Annotated in this window: 15 protein-coding genes and 2 tRNA genes; 8 read left to right on the forward strand and 9 right to left on the reverse strand. The window is 40.8% G+C overall.

Annotated features, from left to right (window positions below):
* Window positions 1–186: 186 nt before the first annotated feature.
* Window positions 187–3,402, reverse strand: a complete 3,216-nt coding sequence (carB, locus tag MmiAt1_RS02755) for a carbamoyl-phosphate synthase large subunit (protein WP_318785368.1) — start codon at window positions 3,400–3,402, stop codon at window positions 187–189.
* 106 nt (window positions 3,403–3,508) lie between these two features.
* On the opposite strand from carB, the gene MmiAt1_RS02760 reads away from it, so the two are divergent.
* Window positions 3,509–3,694 (forward strand): hypothetical protein, encoded by a 186-nt coding sequence (locus tag MmiAt1_RS02760; RefSeq protein ID WP_318785369.1) that lies wholly within the window; start codon window positions 3,509–3,511, stop codon window positions 3,692–3,694.
* A gap of 1,374 nt (window positions 3,695–5,068) precedes the next feature.
* Window positions 5,069–5,518 (forward strand): hypothetical protein, encoded by a 450-nt coding sequence (locus MmiAt1_RS02765; protein WP_318785370.1) that lies wholly within the window; start codon window positions 5,069–5,071, stop codon window positions 5,516–5,518.
* 394 nt (window positions 5,519–5,912) lie between these two features.
* Here the strand turns inward: MmiAt1_RS02765 and gatE are convergent, their stop codons facing one another.
* Window positions 5,913–7,829, reverse strand: coding sequence for a Glu-tRNA(Gln) amidotransferase subunit GatE (gene gatE / locus MmiAt1_RS02770; RefSeq protein WP_318785371.1), 1,917 nt, complete (start codon window positions 7,827–7,829; stop codon window positions 5,913–5,915).
* A 957-nt stretch (window positions 7,830–8,786) separates the two neighbouring features.
* Here gatE and MmiAt1_RS02775 point away from each other — a divergent pair.
* Window positions 8,787–10,556, forward strand: a complete 1,770-nt coding sequence (locus MmiAt1_RS02775) for a PKD domain-containing protein (RefSeq protein WP_318785372.1) — start codon at window positions 8,787–8,789, stop codon at window positions 10,554–10,556.
* Between the two features lie 479 nt (window positions 10,557–11,035).
* Here MmiAt1_RS02775 and MmiAt1_RS02780 read toward each other — a convergent pair whose 3' ends face one another.
* A complete protein-coding gene (locus MmiAt1_RS02780) occupies window positions 11,036–11,827 on the reverse strand; it encodes a DUF1638 domain-containing protein (protein ID WP_318785373.1) in 792 nt (263 codons plus the stop codon).
* Between the two features lie 261 nt (window positions 11,828–12,088).
* Here MmiAt1_RS02780 and MmiAt1_RS02785 point away from each other — a divergent pair, with 261 nt between their 5' ends.
* From MmiAt1_RS02785 to MmiAt1_RS02795, 3 genes are all read left to right on the forward strand, one after another.
* Window positions 12,089–12,367 carry a ferredoxin-thioredoxin reductase catalytic domain-containing protein gene (locus MmiAt1_RS02785; RefSeq protein WP_318785374.1) on the forward strand — a complete coding sequence of 93 codons (279 nt, stop codon included), beginning with the start codon at window positions 12,089–12,091 and terminating at the stop codon, window positions 12,365–12,367.
* A 259-nt stretch (window positions 12,368–12,626) separates the two neighbouring features.
* A complete protein-coding gene (locus MmiAt1_RS02790) occupies window positions 12,627–12,851 on the forward strand; it encodes a hypothetical protein (protein WP_318785375.1) in 225 nt (74 codons plus the stop codon).
* Window positions 12,852–13,043: 192 nt separating this feature from the next.
* Window positions 13,044–13,115 (forward strand) — tRNA-His (locus MmiAt1_RS02795).
* A gap of 158 nt (window positions 13,116–13,273) precedes the next feature.
* Here the strand turns inward: MmiAt1_RS02795 and MmiAt1_RS02800 are convergent.
* A complete protein-coding gene (locus MmiAt1_RS02800) occupies window positions 13,274–13,507 on the reverse strand; it encodes a hypothetical protein (RefSeq protein WP_318785376.1) in 234 nt (77 codons plus the stop codon).
* Between the two features lie 85 nt (window positions 13,508–13,592).
* On the opposite strand from MmiAt1_RS02800, the gene MmiAt1_RS02805 reads away from it, so the two are divergent.
* Window positions 13,593–14,195, forward strand: coding sequence for a hypothetical protein (locus MmiAt1_RS02805; RefSeq protein WP_318785377.1), 603 nt, complete (start codon window positions 13,593–13,595; stop codon window positions 14,193–14,195).
* 85 nt (window positions 14,196–14,280) lie between these two features.
* Here MmiAt1_RS02805 and MmiAt1_RS02810 read toward each other — a convergent pair.
* Both MmiAt1_RS02810 and MmiAt1_RS02815 read right to left on the reverse strand, forming a co-directional pair.
* Window positions 14,281–14,352, reverse strand: a tRNA-Thr gene (locus MmiAt1_RS02810).
* Window positions 14,353–14,499: 147 nt separating this feature from the next.
* Window positions 14,500–14,814, reverse strand: coding sequence for a DUF5611 family protein (locus tag MmiAt1_RS02815; protein WP_318785378.1), 315 nt, complete (start codon window positions 14,812–14,814; stop codon window positions 14,500–14,502).
* A gap of 222 nt (window positions 14,815–15,036) precedes the next feature.
* On the opposite strand from MmiAt1_RS02815, the gene MmiAt1_RS02820 reads away from it, so the two are divergent.
* Window positions 15,037–15,339 (forward strand): hypothetical protein, encoded by a 303-nt coding sequence (locus MmiAt1_RS02820; RefSeq protein ID WP_318785379.1) that lies wholly within the window; start codon window positions 15,037–15,039, stop codon window positions 15,337–15,339.
* 95 nt (window positions 15,340–15,434) lie between these two features.
* On the opposite strand, the gene MmiAt1_RS02825 is transcribed toward MmiAt1_RS02820, so the two are convergent.
* From MmiAt1_RS02825 to MmiAt1_RS02835, 3 genes are read right to left on the reverse strand one after another with little or no spacing between them, the layout of a single operon-like run.
* Window positions 15,435–15,878 (reverse strand): DUF2149 domain-containing protein, encoded by a 444-nt coding sequence (locus MmiAt1_RS02825; RefSeq protein WP_318785380.1) that lies wholly within the window; start codon window positions 15,876–15,878, stop codon window positions 15,435–15,437.
* Window positions 15,875–16,540: a MotA/TolQ/ExbB proton channel family protein gene (locus MmiAt1_RS02830; RefSeq protein ID WP_318785381.1), complete on the reverse strand. Its 666-nt coding sequence runs from the start codon at window positions 16,538–16,540 to the stop codon at window positions 15,875–15,877. The genes MmiAt1_RS02825 and MmiAt1_RS02830 overlap by 4 nt, the downstream gene beginning before the upstream one ends.
* Window positions 16,541–16,581: 41 nt before the next feature.
* Window positions 16,582–17,337, reverse strand: coding sequence for a DUF2162 domain-containing protein (locus MmiAt1_RS02835; RefSeq protein ID WP_318785382.1), 756 nt, complete (start codon window positions 17,335–17,337; stop codon window positions 16,582–16,584).
* Window positions 17,338–17,391 lie beyond the last annotated feature (54 nt).

Genomic DNA, 17,391 nt, shown 5'->3' on the forward strand with positions numbered 1-17,391 from the left:
AACGAATTTCCGGTTTTAAATAATTATGATAAAAGGAAATGAAAAAGAAACGATGAAAAAGAAAGAATGAAAAGGGATGAAAAAAGAATGAAAAGGGATGAAAAAAGAATGAAAAGGGATGAAAAAAGAATGAAAAGGGATGAAAAAAGAATGAAAAAGAAAAGAAGGAAAATAAAGACAATTCAATTAAGAATTGTCTTTGTTGTATTCCTGAATGGATTTAATTGTCATTTCTTTTTCTTTGGCGGCCGTAATCGCCTTTCCGGAGATCTTGGCGCTTTGAAGCGTTGTAATATACGGAATGCCGTAATCGACGGCTGCGCGGCGGATTTTGGACCCGTCACGGCGCGCTTTTGTCTTTTCGGTCGGGGTGTTGATGACCAGATTGACTTCATTCTTTCGGATGCGGTCAATGACGTTGGGTGTGCCTTCATAGACTTTTAAAACGATGTCCATGGAGATGCCGTTTTCTTCCATGAATTTGGCCGTTCCGGTTGTTCCGATCAATTTTAAGCCGGCGCTTGCCATGTCTTTGGCCACTTCAAGCATTTCGTCTTTGTCTTTGTCGCGAATCGACATAAAGACCGTTCCTTCAAGCGGCAGTGTGTTGTCGGCAGCCATCTCGGCTTTGTAGAATGCCAAATCATAGCTGTAATCGATTCCCATGACTTCGCCCGTACTCTTCATTTCCGGGCTTAAAAGTGGGTCGGCACCGGGCAGCTTGTCAAAGGGCAGGATAACTTCTTTGACAGCCACGTGTTTGATCTGCGGTTCTTTTTCGGAGATGTAGCCTTGATCTTTCAAGGATTTGCCGATCATAATTTTCGCAGCGATTTTTGCCAGCGGAATGCCGATGGCTTTGGAGACGAACGGGACGGTTCGGCTGGAGCGCGGATTGGCTTCCAAAACATAAACCTTGCCGTTCTGCTCGGCCATTTGGATGTTGACCATGCCTTTGACGTTTAATGCAAGCGCAATCTTCTTGGTGTAGTCCCTGACGATTTCTAAAATCTCTTCGGACAAGGTTTGCGGCGGAATCACACAAGCGGAGTCGCCCGAGTGAATGCCGGCTTCTTCAATGTGCTCCATAATCGCGCCGATAAACACATCTTTTCCGTCGCAGACAGCATCGACATCGATTTCGCGGGCGCCTTCGAGGAAGTCGTCAATTAAAATCGGGTGGTCATGCGTTACGCGAACCGCTTCTTTGATGTATTTTTCAAGTTCGTCGCGGTCATAAACGATTTCCATCGCGCGGCCGCCGAGAACGTAGGACGGGCGAACCAGGACGGGGTATCCGATTTTGTCGGCGATTTCAAACGCCTGAACTTCAGACGTTGCATATCCGGCTTCCGGCTGCAAAATGCCGAGGCCGCTCATCAAAACATTGAATCTTTCACGGTCTTCGGCCATGTCCATGCTTTCGGGAGACGTTCCCAAAACTTTGGTAATCATGCCGCGTCTTTTCAATTCTTCTTCGAGCGGAATGGCCAAGTTCACGGAAGTTTGGCCGCCGAACTGAACCAAAACACCTGTCGGATTTTCCTTTTCAATCACATTCATGACGTCTTCAAGTGTCACCGGTTCAAAGAAAAGCTTGTCGGATGTGTCGTAATCGGTTGAAACGGTTTCCGGATTGTTGTTGATAATCAGGGTTTCGATGCCTTCGTCGCGGAGCGCTTTGACAGCGTGAACGGTACAATAGTCAAATTCAATGCCCTGACCGATACGAATGGGTCCTGCGCCGAGAATGAGGATCTTTTCGCGGTCGTCAGATTTAGATAAGTTTTCAACGCCGTATTCGGTGTAATAATACGGTGTAAATGATTCAAGCGCTTCGGCGCAAGGATCGACCATGCGGTATGACGCTTCGATGCCTTCTTTGAAGCGCAGATCCGTAATTTCAATGCGGCTTTTGCCGGTGAGTTCGCTGATTCTCTCATCCGTAAATCCGAGCTTTTTCGCTTCGATTAATACGTCTTTGGTCAATTTTTCTTCTTTCAGCGTTTTCTCAAAAGAAACGAAATTGTTGATTTTTTCGATGAAGAACGGATTAATTTTTGTCCAATCGGCAATTGTTTTGACGGAATATCCTTTCTTCAATGCATAAATCATGACGAAAATACGTTCGTCGGTCGGGTTCTTCAAAAGATCTTCAATCTCTTCGTCCGTCCATGAATATTCGTCAATGTGTTTTCCGATGTCAAGTCCGCGAATCGCTTTTTGAAGCGTGTCTTCGACCTGTCCGCCGATTGCCATCACTTCGCCGGTGCTTTTCATCGCGGTTGTCAATTTGCGGTCGGCAGATGTGAATTTATCAAACGGCCAGCGCGCGACTTTCGCAACAACATAATCGACAACCGGTTCCCAATTGTCCGATCCGACTTCAACGCCTTTGACGATTTCATCCAGTGTTCGGCCGATTGCAATCTTTGCAGTCGCGCGGGCAATCGGAAATCCGGTCGCTTTAGAAGCGAGCGCCGAAGATCTGGAAACACGCGGATTGACTTCGATAACTCTGTAATCGCCGGTTTCGGGGTTATACGCAAGCTGAACGTTACAGCCGCCTTCGATGTTCAATGCTCTTAAAATTCGGATAGATGCGTCGCGAAGCATTTGGATATCTGCTTTCGGCATTGTCAGAATCGGGGCGACAACCATGGATTCGCCGGTGTGAATGCCCATCGGGTCAATATTTTCCATTGTGCAGATGACAATGCAGGTGTCGTTTTTGTCGCGCATGACTTCAAATTCGATTTCTTCCCAGCCGAGAACGCTTTCTTCAATCAGAAGCTGGTGAATGCGGCTCTTTTTGAATCCTTTTTCCGAGATGTCATAAAGTTCTTCGCGGGTGTGCGCGATACCGCCGCCTGCGCCGCCGAGTGTGTATGCCGGGCGGATAATGAGCGGAAGTCCGAATTCTTTGATTGTTTCTTCGACTTCTTCCATGGTGGTGACGGCTTTGCTGCGCGGGACGCGCTCGCCGATTCCCATCATCAGCTCTTTGAACAATTCGCGGTCTTCGGTGTTTTTGATGGATTCGACTTGTGTTCCGAGAATTTTCACGCCGTATTTGTCCAGAATTCCTTTTTCAGCCAGTTCGGTCGTCATGTTCAAACCGGTTTGGCCGCCGATACCTGCGATAATGCTGTCCGGTTTTTCTTTGGCGATGATTTTTTCCAAAATCTCGGCGTTAATCGGCTCGACATAAACAACGTCTGCCGTTTCTGGATCCGTCATGATTGTTGCCGGGTTGGAGTTGACCAAGACAACTTCCAAACCTTCTTCTTTAAGTGCGCGGCATGCTTGTGTCCCTGAAAAATCGAATTCTGCTGCCTGGCCGATAACAATCGGGCCGGATCCAATTAATAATACTCTTTTTACATCGTCTCGTATCGGCATATGTGTCACCAATTAATTTGATAAGTTTAAGGTCGTTAAACCGTTTAAATCCATGCATGAATTTTGCTGCTGCATTTTGCTATCTTTTCTCCGGCTGCCTTTTTTATTGCAGTTCCGTCCCGGAAGAAAAGCTGAAGCGATGCGGGAATATAACAAAAATAAGTCGAAAAAAAGAACATTGAAAAAAGAAACAAAAGCAAAAACAGACAAAATTGAAAAGCGTAAGGTTGAAAAACATAATGTTGAAAAACATAATGTTGAAAAAGTTGATAATGTCATAAAAGAAGTATGAAAAACGGGTGTTTCCAGCACTTTTTTATGAATCAGAAAAAGCATTTTGTGTTTTTTCGATACTTTCCCCTCAAATGAATCGGGCATCATTAAACCCGGGGGTTTAATCTGATCCCTTAAGCCGATTTTTTTATCAGTTTTCATTTTCAAGGCCATGGTTTTTTCAGTCTCATTTCGGTTCATTCTTAAGACTCTGCAGCAAAAATCTTGTTGATAAGTCTCTAAAAGCAGTTTGATTGATGTTCCAATATATAACCCCTGTGATTGAAAATATCACGATTGTCTGTGAATATGGGCGATTTTTAACATCACGGTTGGCGGTCCGGCCGAATTTTTATTTTATGAACTGTTTTTTATGAATGTTTTTATGAACCATTCGCTTTGAAGGATCTTATTTTTGCGGAGTTTGCACACTTTGATTTTTGTCGGCTGTTGTTTTTTTCTCCTTGTTGTTATATAATTATTCGGCGACGTAATCGACCGCAAAAGATATATGTATCATCCGCATACTGGATTTTAACAAATTTTGACGCAGATTACTCTGCTTAAAATCAGATGAATTAAATTAAGTCATTTATTATTTTTACAAAAACAGTTTTGAAATAGAAGTCGGAAAAGGATAATTCGCCACAAATCATCCTTTTCTCTTTTCACACATTTCTTCCAATTCAAAGATTTTTCGAGTCCGGTTGAGTTTATGATTGTCATAACCCAACGCTGACAATACCTACTATGTCTCAATCAGATATATACTTATCGCAAAATCTAGCCAAAAATAGCATTTTGTTCCAAATTTGCTATCATTTCAAACTTCGATTTTTCAAATCTATTAAATCATATCATTTCGTAACAAAAATACATCAAAATTTATTTTTGGATTCGATTTTCGATATATTTCGTATCTCTTGTAATCGATTTTGTGATTTAGCAACCGGCTATCCTCCAAATATAGCATTTTTTGTGTAAAATCTATCTTTTTGCTATTATTATGTCTGTTTCCCTTTGATGCGTTTTCATATTTTTCGTCTTCTGTATTTGTTTTTAATCTTCTCTGATTTTGCTATTCTTTGCTATCTTCTGTTGCTGCAACTTTCAAGTCCTTTATTCATTCTGACAGACTTTGTCTTTTTCATTTGCGTTGGTTGACCGGTTTGTTCTGTCGGGCTGCAAAACTTTTATAGGAATATCTATTATTCTATGTGACGAAATTCTATACTCTAATTGATCAGCTATCAAATTTCATCAATTTTGCTGTATTTTGCGGCATTTTAATATGATTGATATATCCGGTTATATTCTTGGTCTGCCGGCAAATAACAATTATATATCAAGATGTAGTAATTTGATAGACTTATCTAACAGCAGGTTTGTAATTATGATTGATATTTCCGATTCAAATGGTAACGGTAAACGCGACGAATTGAGCGCTGCCGAAAAAAACGCGAAATCTGATGACGGCACGAAATCAGATGATAAAAAACAGTTGAATGTCCGGATATCTACAGAACTCTATAATAAGCTGGATGCTTCCGGCGAGTCAAAAGGCGCGGCCGTCACAAAAGCGCTTGAGAAGTATTTATCCGATGATACGGACGATGCCGTTTCACAGGAATATGTTTCCGCTCTTCTGAAACAGCTTGAAATCAAAGATGCCCAAATCAGCGCTTTGAACCGCCAGCTTGAAACAAAAGACGAGCAGATTACGGAACGTGACAACACCACAAAAATGCATATCGCGCAAGTTCAGACATTGATTAATCAGGTTGAAAAAAAGACGCTTGAACTCGAAGATGCCAAAAAGAAGAAATGGTACCAGTTTTGGTAATTTTTTTTCTCTGATTTTTTGTTTTTGATTCTTGTTTTTGATTCTTGTTTTTGATTCTTGTTTTTGATTCTTATTTTCGATTTTTACTTTCTGACTTCTCTTTTTTTACTTTTCTTTTTTATTCTTTCTTGTTTTCAACTTCTTCCCATTTCTTTTTTTCTTAATTTATTCTGGTTTCTATCAATTTTTAGCAAATTTATATCTGTTTTTTAAGATCATATCGTTAATTTTCAATACAGCAATCTTAAAAATATTAACAATGAGTTGGCGAATCGATTAAACAAATCTATAAAACGTTTTAAAATAAGATTTAAATTAACAAAGAAAATTAACAAAGAAAATTAAAAAATAAAACTAAAAATAAAACGAATAAAAGAATCAGAAATGATTTTCATCATTTCGTCATCTTATCAATTCTTTCTTTTAACATTGCGCTGACTGTTTTTCCTTCGATTTTGCCGCGGTATTTCTCCATCACGATGCCCATCAGCGGGCCGACGGCGGCCGGTCCTTTTTCGGCAATGAAATCTTTTTTCTCGGCGACAATGCTGTCAATATAATCTTCAATTTCTTTTTGATCCACCGTGCCGATGCCGAGTTTTTCGACAGCTTCTGCAATGCAGCAGGAAGAATCATTGCAGACAATCACCAAAACATTGCGGGTGGCATCTTTCGGAAGAGCGCCTTCGGCAACTTTGTCAAACATTTCTTCAAATTTGGTGTCAGTGATTGAATCAATGTTCAATCCTTCTCTCTTTAATTCTGGCATTATGCCCGTAAATGTTCTGGCCAAAAGCGTCGAAGTGACAGCTTCGCTTTCTTTGTATTTCTCGGCCAGCTTTTCAAAAAGAAGCATATATTTTGAAAATGCAATCATATCGGCAAATTCTTTGTTGATGCCGTATTCTTTCATGTAGCGTTTTGCTTTGTCAATTAAAAGTTCGGGTGCCGGCAAATCTCGGTATTCCTGACGGCTGATTGCAAATGTCGGCAGATCTGTTTCCGGATACATTCGGGCGGCGCCCGGGAGCGGCCTCATGTAAGATGTGTTTCCGTCGGGCAGCGCATGGCGTGTTTCCTGCGGGATTTCAATTAAAACCTGTTCCGCTCTCTGAAGCACCGATTCCATTGCTCTTTTAACCACTTCTTCACGGCCGGAAATCATGATGACGGCATCATCCGCTTCGGCATTGACGGCTTTTCGAAGGGCGGCCACTTCTTCGGCGGTAATACCGTAGTTCGGCAGCTCGTCCGTGTGGAACAATCCCGAAACACCGACAGCTTTCGCTTTTTCCGAAAGTTCCGTTCCGAGCCGTCTTCCCGGCTGAACTTCTCTTCCGACATAACCGTCAAACCCTTTCAGGCAAATCGCAAGAATCTTTCTCTTTTTCGCGCTGTTGATAATGACTTTGGATTTGGTTTCCGCGAAAATGCTTGTCACATCATACAATTCTGTGTCAACAGATGCGCCTTTGGAATTCAACTCGTCTTTGATTTCAATGAGCGCAAGCTGTCTGAATATTTCACGTTTCACAATTTCTCCGATCATTGAAAGCGCCTGAACACCTTTCATCTCAACGCGCGTTCCGTTTCTAATTGAAACATTCACGTCCTGCCGGATTGTTCCGATACCTCTTTTGACGCCGAGCGTTGAACGAAGCGCCATTCCGAGGTATGATGCGACTTCATACGTTTGTTCCGGCGTTCGGATATCCGGCTCGGTCGCGACTTCAATCAGCGGAACGCCGAGGCGGTCCAGGGAGAAAACAACATATTCGTCGGTTTCTTCCATTTTCGGCGCGGATTCCTCTTCCAGACACAAGCTGGCAACACGGCATTTGCCGGATTTTGTTTCAATCCATCCGTTGCCCGCGATAAATGTCGTCCTCTGAAAGCCTCCGGGGCCGGATCCGTCCACAATGATCTTTCTCATCACATGTGCGCGGTCGGCGGGGACCATGTGAAGCAGTTTTGAAACTTCCAAAGTCGTTTTCAAAGCTTCGGGGCTCACGGGCGCGGGGCCGGCTTCATCCACATCGCCTAAGCAGGTGGTGTCAAAAACCATATACCGGCTTTGGCGGTTGGCCTGTGTCTGCTCGACAACAGCGCGGTCCATCATGCCTAAATTATTGGCTTTCGGGCGCAAGTATCTTCTGATTTCATGCGTTGATTCTTCCGGCTCTCTGTAAATATTCGGGCAGCGGCAATGCAGTTTTGTCGGCGAATCCACCTGCTGGTGAATTTCAAGACCGACCATCAGGCCGAGCGCCTCATAATCATAATCCGGGATTGTTTTAGCTTCCTGACTCATGGTAAGATATCCTTGCATTTTTGAAATTTGTAATAATGTAATAAATGTAATAAGTTGTATGATGCGTATTGGTGAATGTTTGGTGAATGATTGATGTGTATTAACTATGTTATGAATATGATATGAATATGATAGAATTATGATATGAATTACGGCGAATTATGGGGTAATGATTTATGTGCAAATTAATATGCAATATCTGCATTCAGATATAATTCTAATGATATCGTCGGCGATAATGGCTGAAGTTTATTGAAGTTTGAATTGCAATCAAAGTTCAAAAACATTATTCAAAAACCCGATGTATAGTATGATAAATAAACATGAATTTCACGTGTTAATAAATTTTCCCGTCGATTATGCTGAAAAAGTTATATTTTTTGATCTCGGAAATGTTTTCTTTTTGGAAATTGTCTTCCGATTTTGTTTTTTTGGCTCATCGGGAAATCCTGTTTATTTCTGAATTATCTTGATTTTTTATGAATTATTATTTCAATTCTTTAATTTTTATAATATTTATTTATATTATTCTCTCTCATATCTTATTTCATCTGTTATATTATAAAAACCGGCTAAATTTTTAATGAACGATGTTTGATTATATTTTATTTATGTTTCATCGTGTAATATATTAGTCTTGTAGTATTCTTTTCAATCTCTTCTCTATGATAAGTTATATATATCATCTGGGCCCTGTTTGTTAATTAGAATTCTAAATGAAACTGAATTGAAATTTTCATTCGTTCAATTTAGGTTCCCGTTAAATATTAGCATTGCCACAGTTTGTTTTATTCAATTAATCTTTTTACAGATTTTTTCGAATAAATCACTTGTTAATATTTGTATACGGAAGGGGTATTATTTTGTTCATAATGCTTCCGATTTCAGTTAAAACTTATCAATTTTGATTCTGGAGTTTTGAAAATGAAAATGTATAAACAACACTTTGGAAAATTGATGGCAGGTCTCCTCGTTTTCTGTCTTCTTTTTTCTTTAATACCGACTGCGGTCGCAGATGATGGTTACATCGCTGTGGGTGCACTCCCCGTACCGGATTTTAAAGGTGACCCGCTCCGCGGAAAAGCGCCTTTAGAAGTTAAATTTACGGACTTATCCTATCAGGGTGTCAAAGAGAATGTCAAATATACGTGGTCTTTCGGTGACGGCACAACGTCCAACCAGATCGGTGATGTCAAACACACCTACACCAAGGAAGGCAACTACACCGTTTCTTTAACAATCTCTAACTCCTACGGTAACAAAACAGAAACAAAAACAAACTACGTTTATGTCGGCGGCGGCGTGATTGCTGACTTTACCGCAAACAACACCGCAGGCGCATCCCCGCTTTCCGTTAAATTCACGGACAAATCCAGCGGCAACCCGACCAAATACGTATGGGACTTCGGCGACGGTTCAACCTCTTCCGAAAAGAACCCCTCTCACACTTACAACAAAACAGGTACATACACCGTTTCTTTAACAGTTTCCAACGAATTCGGCTCTGACACAAAGACCGAAAAAGCACTTGTTAACGTCGGTACTGCACCTTATGTTTTCTTTACCGCAAACGGTACAATCAACTCTAAGCAGGTTGTCTTTACAACCCACGGCGATGTTTCTGATTCCGCAACTTTCAAATGGGATTTCGGAGACGGTAAAACATCCGCTGAAAAGAACCCGACACACACCTATGCATCCACAGGTGTCTACAATGTGACATTGACGGTGGCTAACTCTTACGGCACTTTCAACTACACACTCAAGAATGTGGCTATTACAAACACACTTAAAGCTGATTTCTCTGCAACCAACAACATGGGCAGCGCGCCCTTGAAAGTTCAGTTCAGCGACCAGTCTGTCGGCTCCGGCAACAACTCTTCCTTCCTTTGGAACTTCGGTGACGGTACAACCTCCACAGAGAGAAACCCCTCCCACACTTACAACAGAACAGGAACATACACAGTTGCTTTGACCGTGACAAACCCCTGCGGTGCGACAGATTCAATCCTTAAGTCCAGCTACGTCAGTGTCGGCAATGTGCCGGTCGCAGACTTCTCCGGAACGCCCACAAGCGGTGTCGCTCCGATGAATGTCCAGTTCACCGACAAATCACAGGGCAACAACTTGACCTACGCATGGGACTTCGGAGACGGAACAACTTCCACCGATAAGAACCCGAAACACACCTACTCTGCAGAAGGTACGTACACCGTTAAATTGACCATCTCAAACGCATACGGTAACAACACGGCAACCAAAGACAAATACATCGTTGTCGGCAATTTGCCGCGCGCAGACTTCCAGGCAGACGTTCTCTCAGGCGTTGCACCGCACCCCGTTCAGTTCACTGACCTTTCAAAAGGAAGCCCGACCTCCTGGTACTGGGACTTCGGTGACGGAGCAACCTCCACTGAAAAGAACCCGAAGCACACCTATCAGAAGTCCGGTTACTACAACGTTACTTTGACTGTCAAGAATGCTTACGGTGAATCCACTCTCTTGAGAGAAGGCGACGGACAAAAAGTCTGGGCTGAAGATCAAAAGAAAACAGAAGCTCCGGAACCCACAACTCCGACTGTGAATGATACTGAAACCAACAAACCTGACAACACAACCGATGAACCGAAATCCGCAATTCCGGGATTCGGCATCTTGATTGCTCTTGCAGCAGTTATCGGTCTTGTCGGACTCGGTGCCTACTCACGGAAAAAAATGAATAAATAAAATTGATAAACAATGAAAGGAATTCGTTCCTTTCATTCCTTTTTCTTTTTTTAAAAACTAAAACGTTTCATATTCTGTTTTGATTTCTTTTATTTCACAATTTTTCTGCGCAGATTATTCTCTGTTCTGTATCGGTTTTTCTGTGCTTATTCTCTGCTTTGTATCGTTATTTCTGTGTTTATTCTCTGTTTTGCAATCGGTTTTTCGTTATCTTGTTATTTTGTTATTTGTTTCGTTTGCATTGGTTTTTTAATTTGTTTTTAATTCTGATAATCGCAAAGCTAAACGTTTAATTCCGGAAAAAGCAAAGCTGAATGTTTTAATTCCGGCAAAAGCAAAGTTGAATGTTTTAATTCCGGTAAAAACAAAGAAAATCGAATGTTTAATTCCTGCAAAAGAAAAGTCAAAGCCGAATGCCTTAATTCTGTAAAAGCAAAGCTAAACGTCAATGCAAATTAAAAACAGTGTGAATTGAAGTTTTAAACTTCCAATTCATTTAAAAATCTTTCAAGTGATTTTTCGATGATTGAAGGCGTTCCTTCGTAATCGATGATCTTGAAATCGAATCTTTGGGCAAAATCGTCGACGATGTCGTCAAATTCTTTTTCATATTTGAGCCCGGTTGTTACTTTTCCGATATTTTTGTAATTTGAGTAGTCAAAGACCATTTTAAGCATTTCATCATCGTTCGGATCCGGTGTCAGTGCGCTGGCGTACGCGATTTCTCTCCAATGCGCCGCATGCATCGGAGTCAAGAAGTAAGTTCCTTCTCCGCCGCCGTTCTTGAGGATTCGGATGTATTTTTCCCGGCTGCCGAGCGAAATGCAGATACAGTCGTCTGGAATGTTGCCGGTTTCATCTCTTAAGATTCTGACCGGGCAGTTCGGAAGGCTGAGTTCTTCTTCAATGTTGCCGAGAACATTGCCGCAGAGGCCGTATAAGATCATGACGCCGTCAACAAGCGGCTGAATCGGTTTGACCTTTTCATAAACCGCGTCTTTAATTTCGGACGGGCGTGCTTCCATTGAAAATTCGATAAGCTGAAGGACAATCGTATTGGCTGCATCCGTCTCTTCTTTCAGCTTTTCTTCAAGCTGCTCGGGCCGGATTTTTTCAAAAACAATGTTTTCCGACTTAAATTTGTTTTCAATTGTTTCACTGAATTCGGTTTCAATTAAAAAAAGACGGGTTTTCTTCGGCTGTTCCTTTTCCATTAAATAGGTTAATTCGTCCTCAAATATTCGGCATGAAACGATTGCAATTGTTGTCATTATCCCCTCTCCTCCGTTTTTGTTCGTTTTTGAAATTATTGATTTGTCTGATTAATCCGCTGCTTAACTCTTCCGGTTGTCTGATTACCGGGTTTGATTGTTTGATTGTTTAATTGTTTGGTTTCAGCAGCCGAATCATAAATCTTTAAAACGTTTTGTTTCTATAAGGATTTATTGACTTTTCAGTGATTTTAAAACAAAGATAATTAAAGGATAAAACGAATCATCTTCTCGTCAAATTATTCATGAAATGGTGGCTTTATGACATTTGAAGAAATCAAAGAAAAAGTGCGTCAATACGCTGAAAAATACGCGGCTCGAAAAGGATACATCTTGAATCCGAATCTTGAGGAACTGGATTTGGTTTACGAAGGATTGGCCAAACGCCGCGAACAATACGGTGCTCAATATTGCCCGTGCCGAATTGTCCTCGGGGACAAGCAGGAAGACCGTAAAATCATCTGTCCCTGTGTTTACCACGAGGAGGAAATTGAACGCGACGGTATGTGCCATTGTGCTCTTTTCTTTAAGCCCGAATAAAAATAAACAGCAAGAAGTCTGAAGTCAAAAATTGATTTCATTCTTTTTCTTTTATCTTGTTCCTTTTTCATCCTTCTGTCTCGTTTTTTATCTTTTTTACTTTTTTGTTCTCTTTATATTCCTGTCACTTCTTTCGTTTTTGAGAATTTTTTTATTTTTAAATTTGCAAGGTTTTAAATAATCTCCTGCCCATTAATCATTCCTTTCCAATAACCGATTATTTACTTATTGTTGATTATTTATGAGCGGTGGATTAATTATGGACGATGTTGCAAAACATTTGCTTGAACTTCAGGACAGAATGGAAAAAATGAGCGATGACGAACTTGTTGCTTTTGTAAGCGAAAATTATCCCGAAGCCGGCTGGTGCGGTAAACGCAAACTGGTGACAAGAAAAATCCTGACATTTGAAAGAATGAGAATTTACGGTGACAAAGATCTGTCCATGACGGACGAAGAATGGGCCGAAAAAACAAAGCAATAAGAAACAATACAAAACCGTAACAAGTCCGTAACAAATCCGAAAAACAATAAACAATGAATTTTTTTCTTTTTTGATTCTTTTTCGATTGTTGCCTCTTGTTCTTCGAAAGCTTTATATTAAAAAAAAGGTTTTATGGAGTGCTCCCTGAAAAGCGCTCTGACTTTTCTTTTCGGCTTTTCGGAACGCAGCGTGGCCGGGGTGGGGTAAAGGTTATCCTGAAGCCCTGTGGAGGCTTTGACCCGAGTTCGATTCTCGGTCCCGGCCCTTAATAAATTAAAACAATGTTTGCAGGAGGCTTAAACCTCCTGCTTCATTTGTTTTTTGAATTGCTTTTCTATGATTTTTCTATTTTTCTATGAATTGCTTTTCCTGAATTCTGTTTTTACTTTTCTTACGGATTTGTTTTTGCCGTTCTTCTTGAATCAATTTGCTGCAGCAGCTTTTTCATCCGGTTCGGCGCCGTCTTTTGAATAATAAAAAGCCATTGCAAATCCGCAAATGATGACCAAAGCCGCACCGGCAATAACGCCGAGTTCGGGAGTTATTACAGATGTCCAACCGAAAATGCCGGCATAAAGCCCGGCAAGGAATAAAAGCGCGCCGACTGCGATAACCAGTTCGAGAAGTAAAACGATACTTTTGTTGATTTCTGCCATATTCATCACCTTTAAGGTTCTGTATTATTTATTCAATCATTTATATATATTAATCTTTGGACAATGAAATTTAAACAAGAAGTGTATGAAACAAAAAAGAACAAAATCAATATATACCGTAGGATCAATGATTTTGAGTATGTATACAATTTGGGATTTTGGAAAAAAATACTGGCCTATATTAATTTCTGTTTTTTATTTGGTAGTAATACTATTTGTTGTTGAAGTTTTCCAAAATATGATTGCTAAAACTCAAGAACTGAATCCAGAACAAGCTTTAGTTAATACAATAGCATTATCAGCTTTAATGTTATCAATTGTTTCTCTTGCACTGAATATGATGTTTATGTCATCTAAAAAACTTTTAAATTCAGATGCGTGTGAAAAACAAATAAAATATTTGAATGAACGATTACAAAAAATTTATGTTCCATTAAATGAGTTCCTTAACAATTTTGAAAAAAATAAAGAATTTGATAATAATAAATTGGATGAAATAATTTCAAATCGATTTATACTTAATGAAATTGAGAAAATAAACTTAGAAAAAGTAATGGGATCTGATTTATCTCAAGGTTCAAAAATAGAGATTTTAAAATCATTTGATGGAAGAATTGAAGAAACCCAGAACGAATTAAGAAAATCTCATAAAGACTTACAATTATCGTTAGATTTAGTAAGTTTTTAGGAAATGTGCAAACGAAAATAATTTAATTTCAACACTATCAGTAATCTTTCCAATTTTGTGTGGGGGATTTTACCCCACAGATAAAAGCCTCAAGCGGGATTTGAACCCGCGACCTCTTCCTTACCAAGGAAGTGCTATACCTCTAAGCCATTGAGGCGCTCGTGTTTGTTCTGTAATTCAGAAAAGTTTGCCCGTTTCGTAAAAAACGAATGTAAGCAGACACCAAAAAGGAATACCTCTCATATTAATCTTTTGGTATTTCCAAGGGTGTTTTTGAATTGAAAATGAAATTGCAGCGGGATATTTATTCCCCGCTGACTTCCTTTTTGGCGTTTTTCACACGGTCTTTGGAAGTGTAACCGGTTCCTTTGTCCAAAAAGGTTCTGAAGCGTTTGTTTGTGTCTAAAATGACATCGTCGGCGATGCCCGTGTTGTCCGAAACGGTATCCACGCACAATTTTTTGTTGTTAATCCACACGTTGATTTCTTTTAAAACACCGTAAGAAGTCTTTAATTTGCCGTCTTCCTCTTTAATTTCCGTTCCGAAGCATTCGGTCAGCAAATCTCTTATTCTTTCAATGTCGGGCGTAAATCCGCGTTTTAACTTGTATTCCTGCATTCTTTCACCTTTATTTTTTGAATCTTTTTGAATCTTTTACAGCATCATACTGCTTCATACTTATTGAATCTTTCTTTTCATTCCTGTTTATTCATTCCAGTTTATTCATCTGCTCAGCTCTTATCCGCGGTCTTCAATCGTTATGGTTTTAATAGGTAAAGAATGTATTAAGTTTCAAATCACGTTAAAATCAAAGAATCAGCGAAAAAGGAGTCCGAATTTATGACAAAAGTATTATCTCTTCATGATTTGATTAACAGAAAAAAATTCGAATTAGCGGAAATTTCCGGCAAAAACGCCGAGCTGGAAGATCTTTACGACCTGGTTATTCCGATGGGCGTTCCGATGTCAATCATCATGGATATGGTTGAAATGTTTGATTTGGAAGCCGTTGACCGCTTAATTTCAATTACCGAACCCGAAATCGCTCAAACCCCTGTCATTGCCCTTCGCGGACAGCTCGAAAACGTTTTGGAAGCGGAAAAATTCATGAAGCAGGAAATGAAAAACTGGCTTGAAGGATGAGCCTTTCAGCTTTATTTTATATTTCTGTTTTCGTTTTTAAAAATTAATTCTAAACTTTTTTTAAATAAAAAGAACGGGAAAGTTAATCTTAAAGATTAACTTGCCGTTGTGTTTGAAGCCGTATTCGAAGTTGTGTTTGCCGCATTCGAAGTTGTGTTCGAAGTCGTATTTGAACCTCCGACCGTGCTGTTATTTTCCGGGATATAGATCACGCGCCCGTCGTCCAGTTCGTAAGCTTGTCCGAGAACTTTTCCGACACCGCCGCCGATTTGCTCTTCGGAATTAATTTCCATGATCACAATGCCTTCTTCGGTTTTTTGAATAATCTGCATATTATCTTGGCCCGGATTTTTAACGATTGTAATGTCCTGGTCCGTCAAAAGCTCCGTGAGCCCGGCAGACATAACAATTGCAACCAGCAAAGCGACCGAGAAAACCATCGCAACGTCAAAAACGTTGCCGACGCTGTTCATCGGGTTATCGACTTGACTTCTTGCGAAAACGGATCCGCGCTTTGTCCGGCGCGAACGGCGGCTCATTTTTTCTCCTCCAGCGCGTCCATCAGATAATCAATGTCAATCATATCCTGCCAGTACCAGCGGTTGCGGATGGTGGTCAGGCAGAAACTGATGCCCGCAACAAACAAACCGACGACCGTTGTTGCAAAAGCAATCACAAGGTTGGTTGCCAATTCGTCAATGTTGCCGTCCGTCAAACCGATTAAAGCCGGGCCGAGCGGAATCAATGTTCCCATCAAACCGAGCATCGGGCCGACGGTTGTGATAATTCTTGTTTTTTCCGTTCTCTTCATCATTTTGACTTCATAGTCGTCGGCGATCTTTTCAACGTGCTTCAAATCGCCTCCTTCGACGGAATCGGCAGCGTCTTTTGCGAAAGCCGCAACCATCTGGGTTTGTTTTCCGTCAAGATTTCTGAGAATGGACGCTGCTTTTTTGTATTTGGTTTCTGCCGATTCGGAAGAGTCCATAATTCCGCAAAGCTGATGCGTTTCTTTTTCAAGCGCCCTTTGATCTCTGTGGCGGCGCGTATATTCCGTAATGAATTCGCCGGCTAAAATCAGCGATAAAATGACCAGCAAAATCAATATGATCATGACCGGATACAAAAGCGAATTTGAAAAAATATACGTAATGTATGAAATGGTCGATCCAAAATCAGATAAAAATGCAATTTCTGCCATAATGTTCCCCTAAAATTTCCAATCTTTTATTTGTAATTCTTTTAATCCTCATAATCTGTTTTTGATTTCTTGACTGTTTTTTCACGGCTTTTGTCGGCGGACACGGTTAATATTGCGCCGAACAAAACCAGCAGGCAAATGCCGGCCAGCACCGTTAATTCCGCTGTTCCGAATGAGCTCGGAATGGTTGAGCGGGTCGCACCGGCGCTGATGTATGCCGGAATCATAATGGCTGCAATTAAATAAAAAAGGCCGATGAAGACCATAATTGCGCCGAGCGTGTCCGGTGTTCCGTCAAAGTTGATATGCAGTTTCTTTGCGATTTTGCTCAGGTTTTTCATCACGTATGTTGTGATCAATATCGAGAGGACAAAGACAACGCCGACTAATGCGCCGATGAGAATGCCGTCGAGCTCAACAACCGTTGAAAGCGCGACACACGAAACAAGAAGCGCGGCCATACACACAGGGCACGGAAAAACCATAATCAAAAAAGTTTTATTCGATACATCGCAGCCGGCATGCCATTTTTTCATTGTGGCAATGCCGCCGGCCAATAAGAACAAAGCAAGTGTTATGTGAATCGCTGCTGCTAACGGTGAACTCATAAAGGATGTCACATCAATTGCATCCATGAAGTAACCCGCAACAAGTGCGATTGCAAAGTATAAAAGACATAAGGCAAAAACAATTTTCCATCCGGTTTTAGAAAAACCGCATCCGACCCCCGTCTTTAAACCGAAAATAAACACACTTGACAAAATTCCTATTACTATAAGAGTTGCCATCGGTTCCATGAACCAATAATTAAGTTATGGCAGTTATATTAAGGTTCTCATTGGGCTTCCATG

Source organism: Methanimicrococcus hacksteinii, from assembly GCF_032714515.1.
In the GTDB taxonomy this organism is placed as follows: Archaea; Halobacteriota; Methanosarcinia; order Methanosarcinales; family Methanosarcinaceae; genus Methanimicrococcus; species Methanimicrococcus hacksteinii.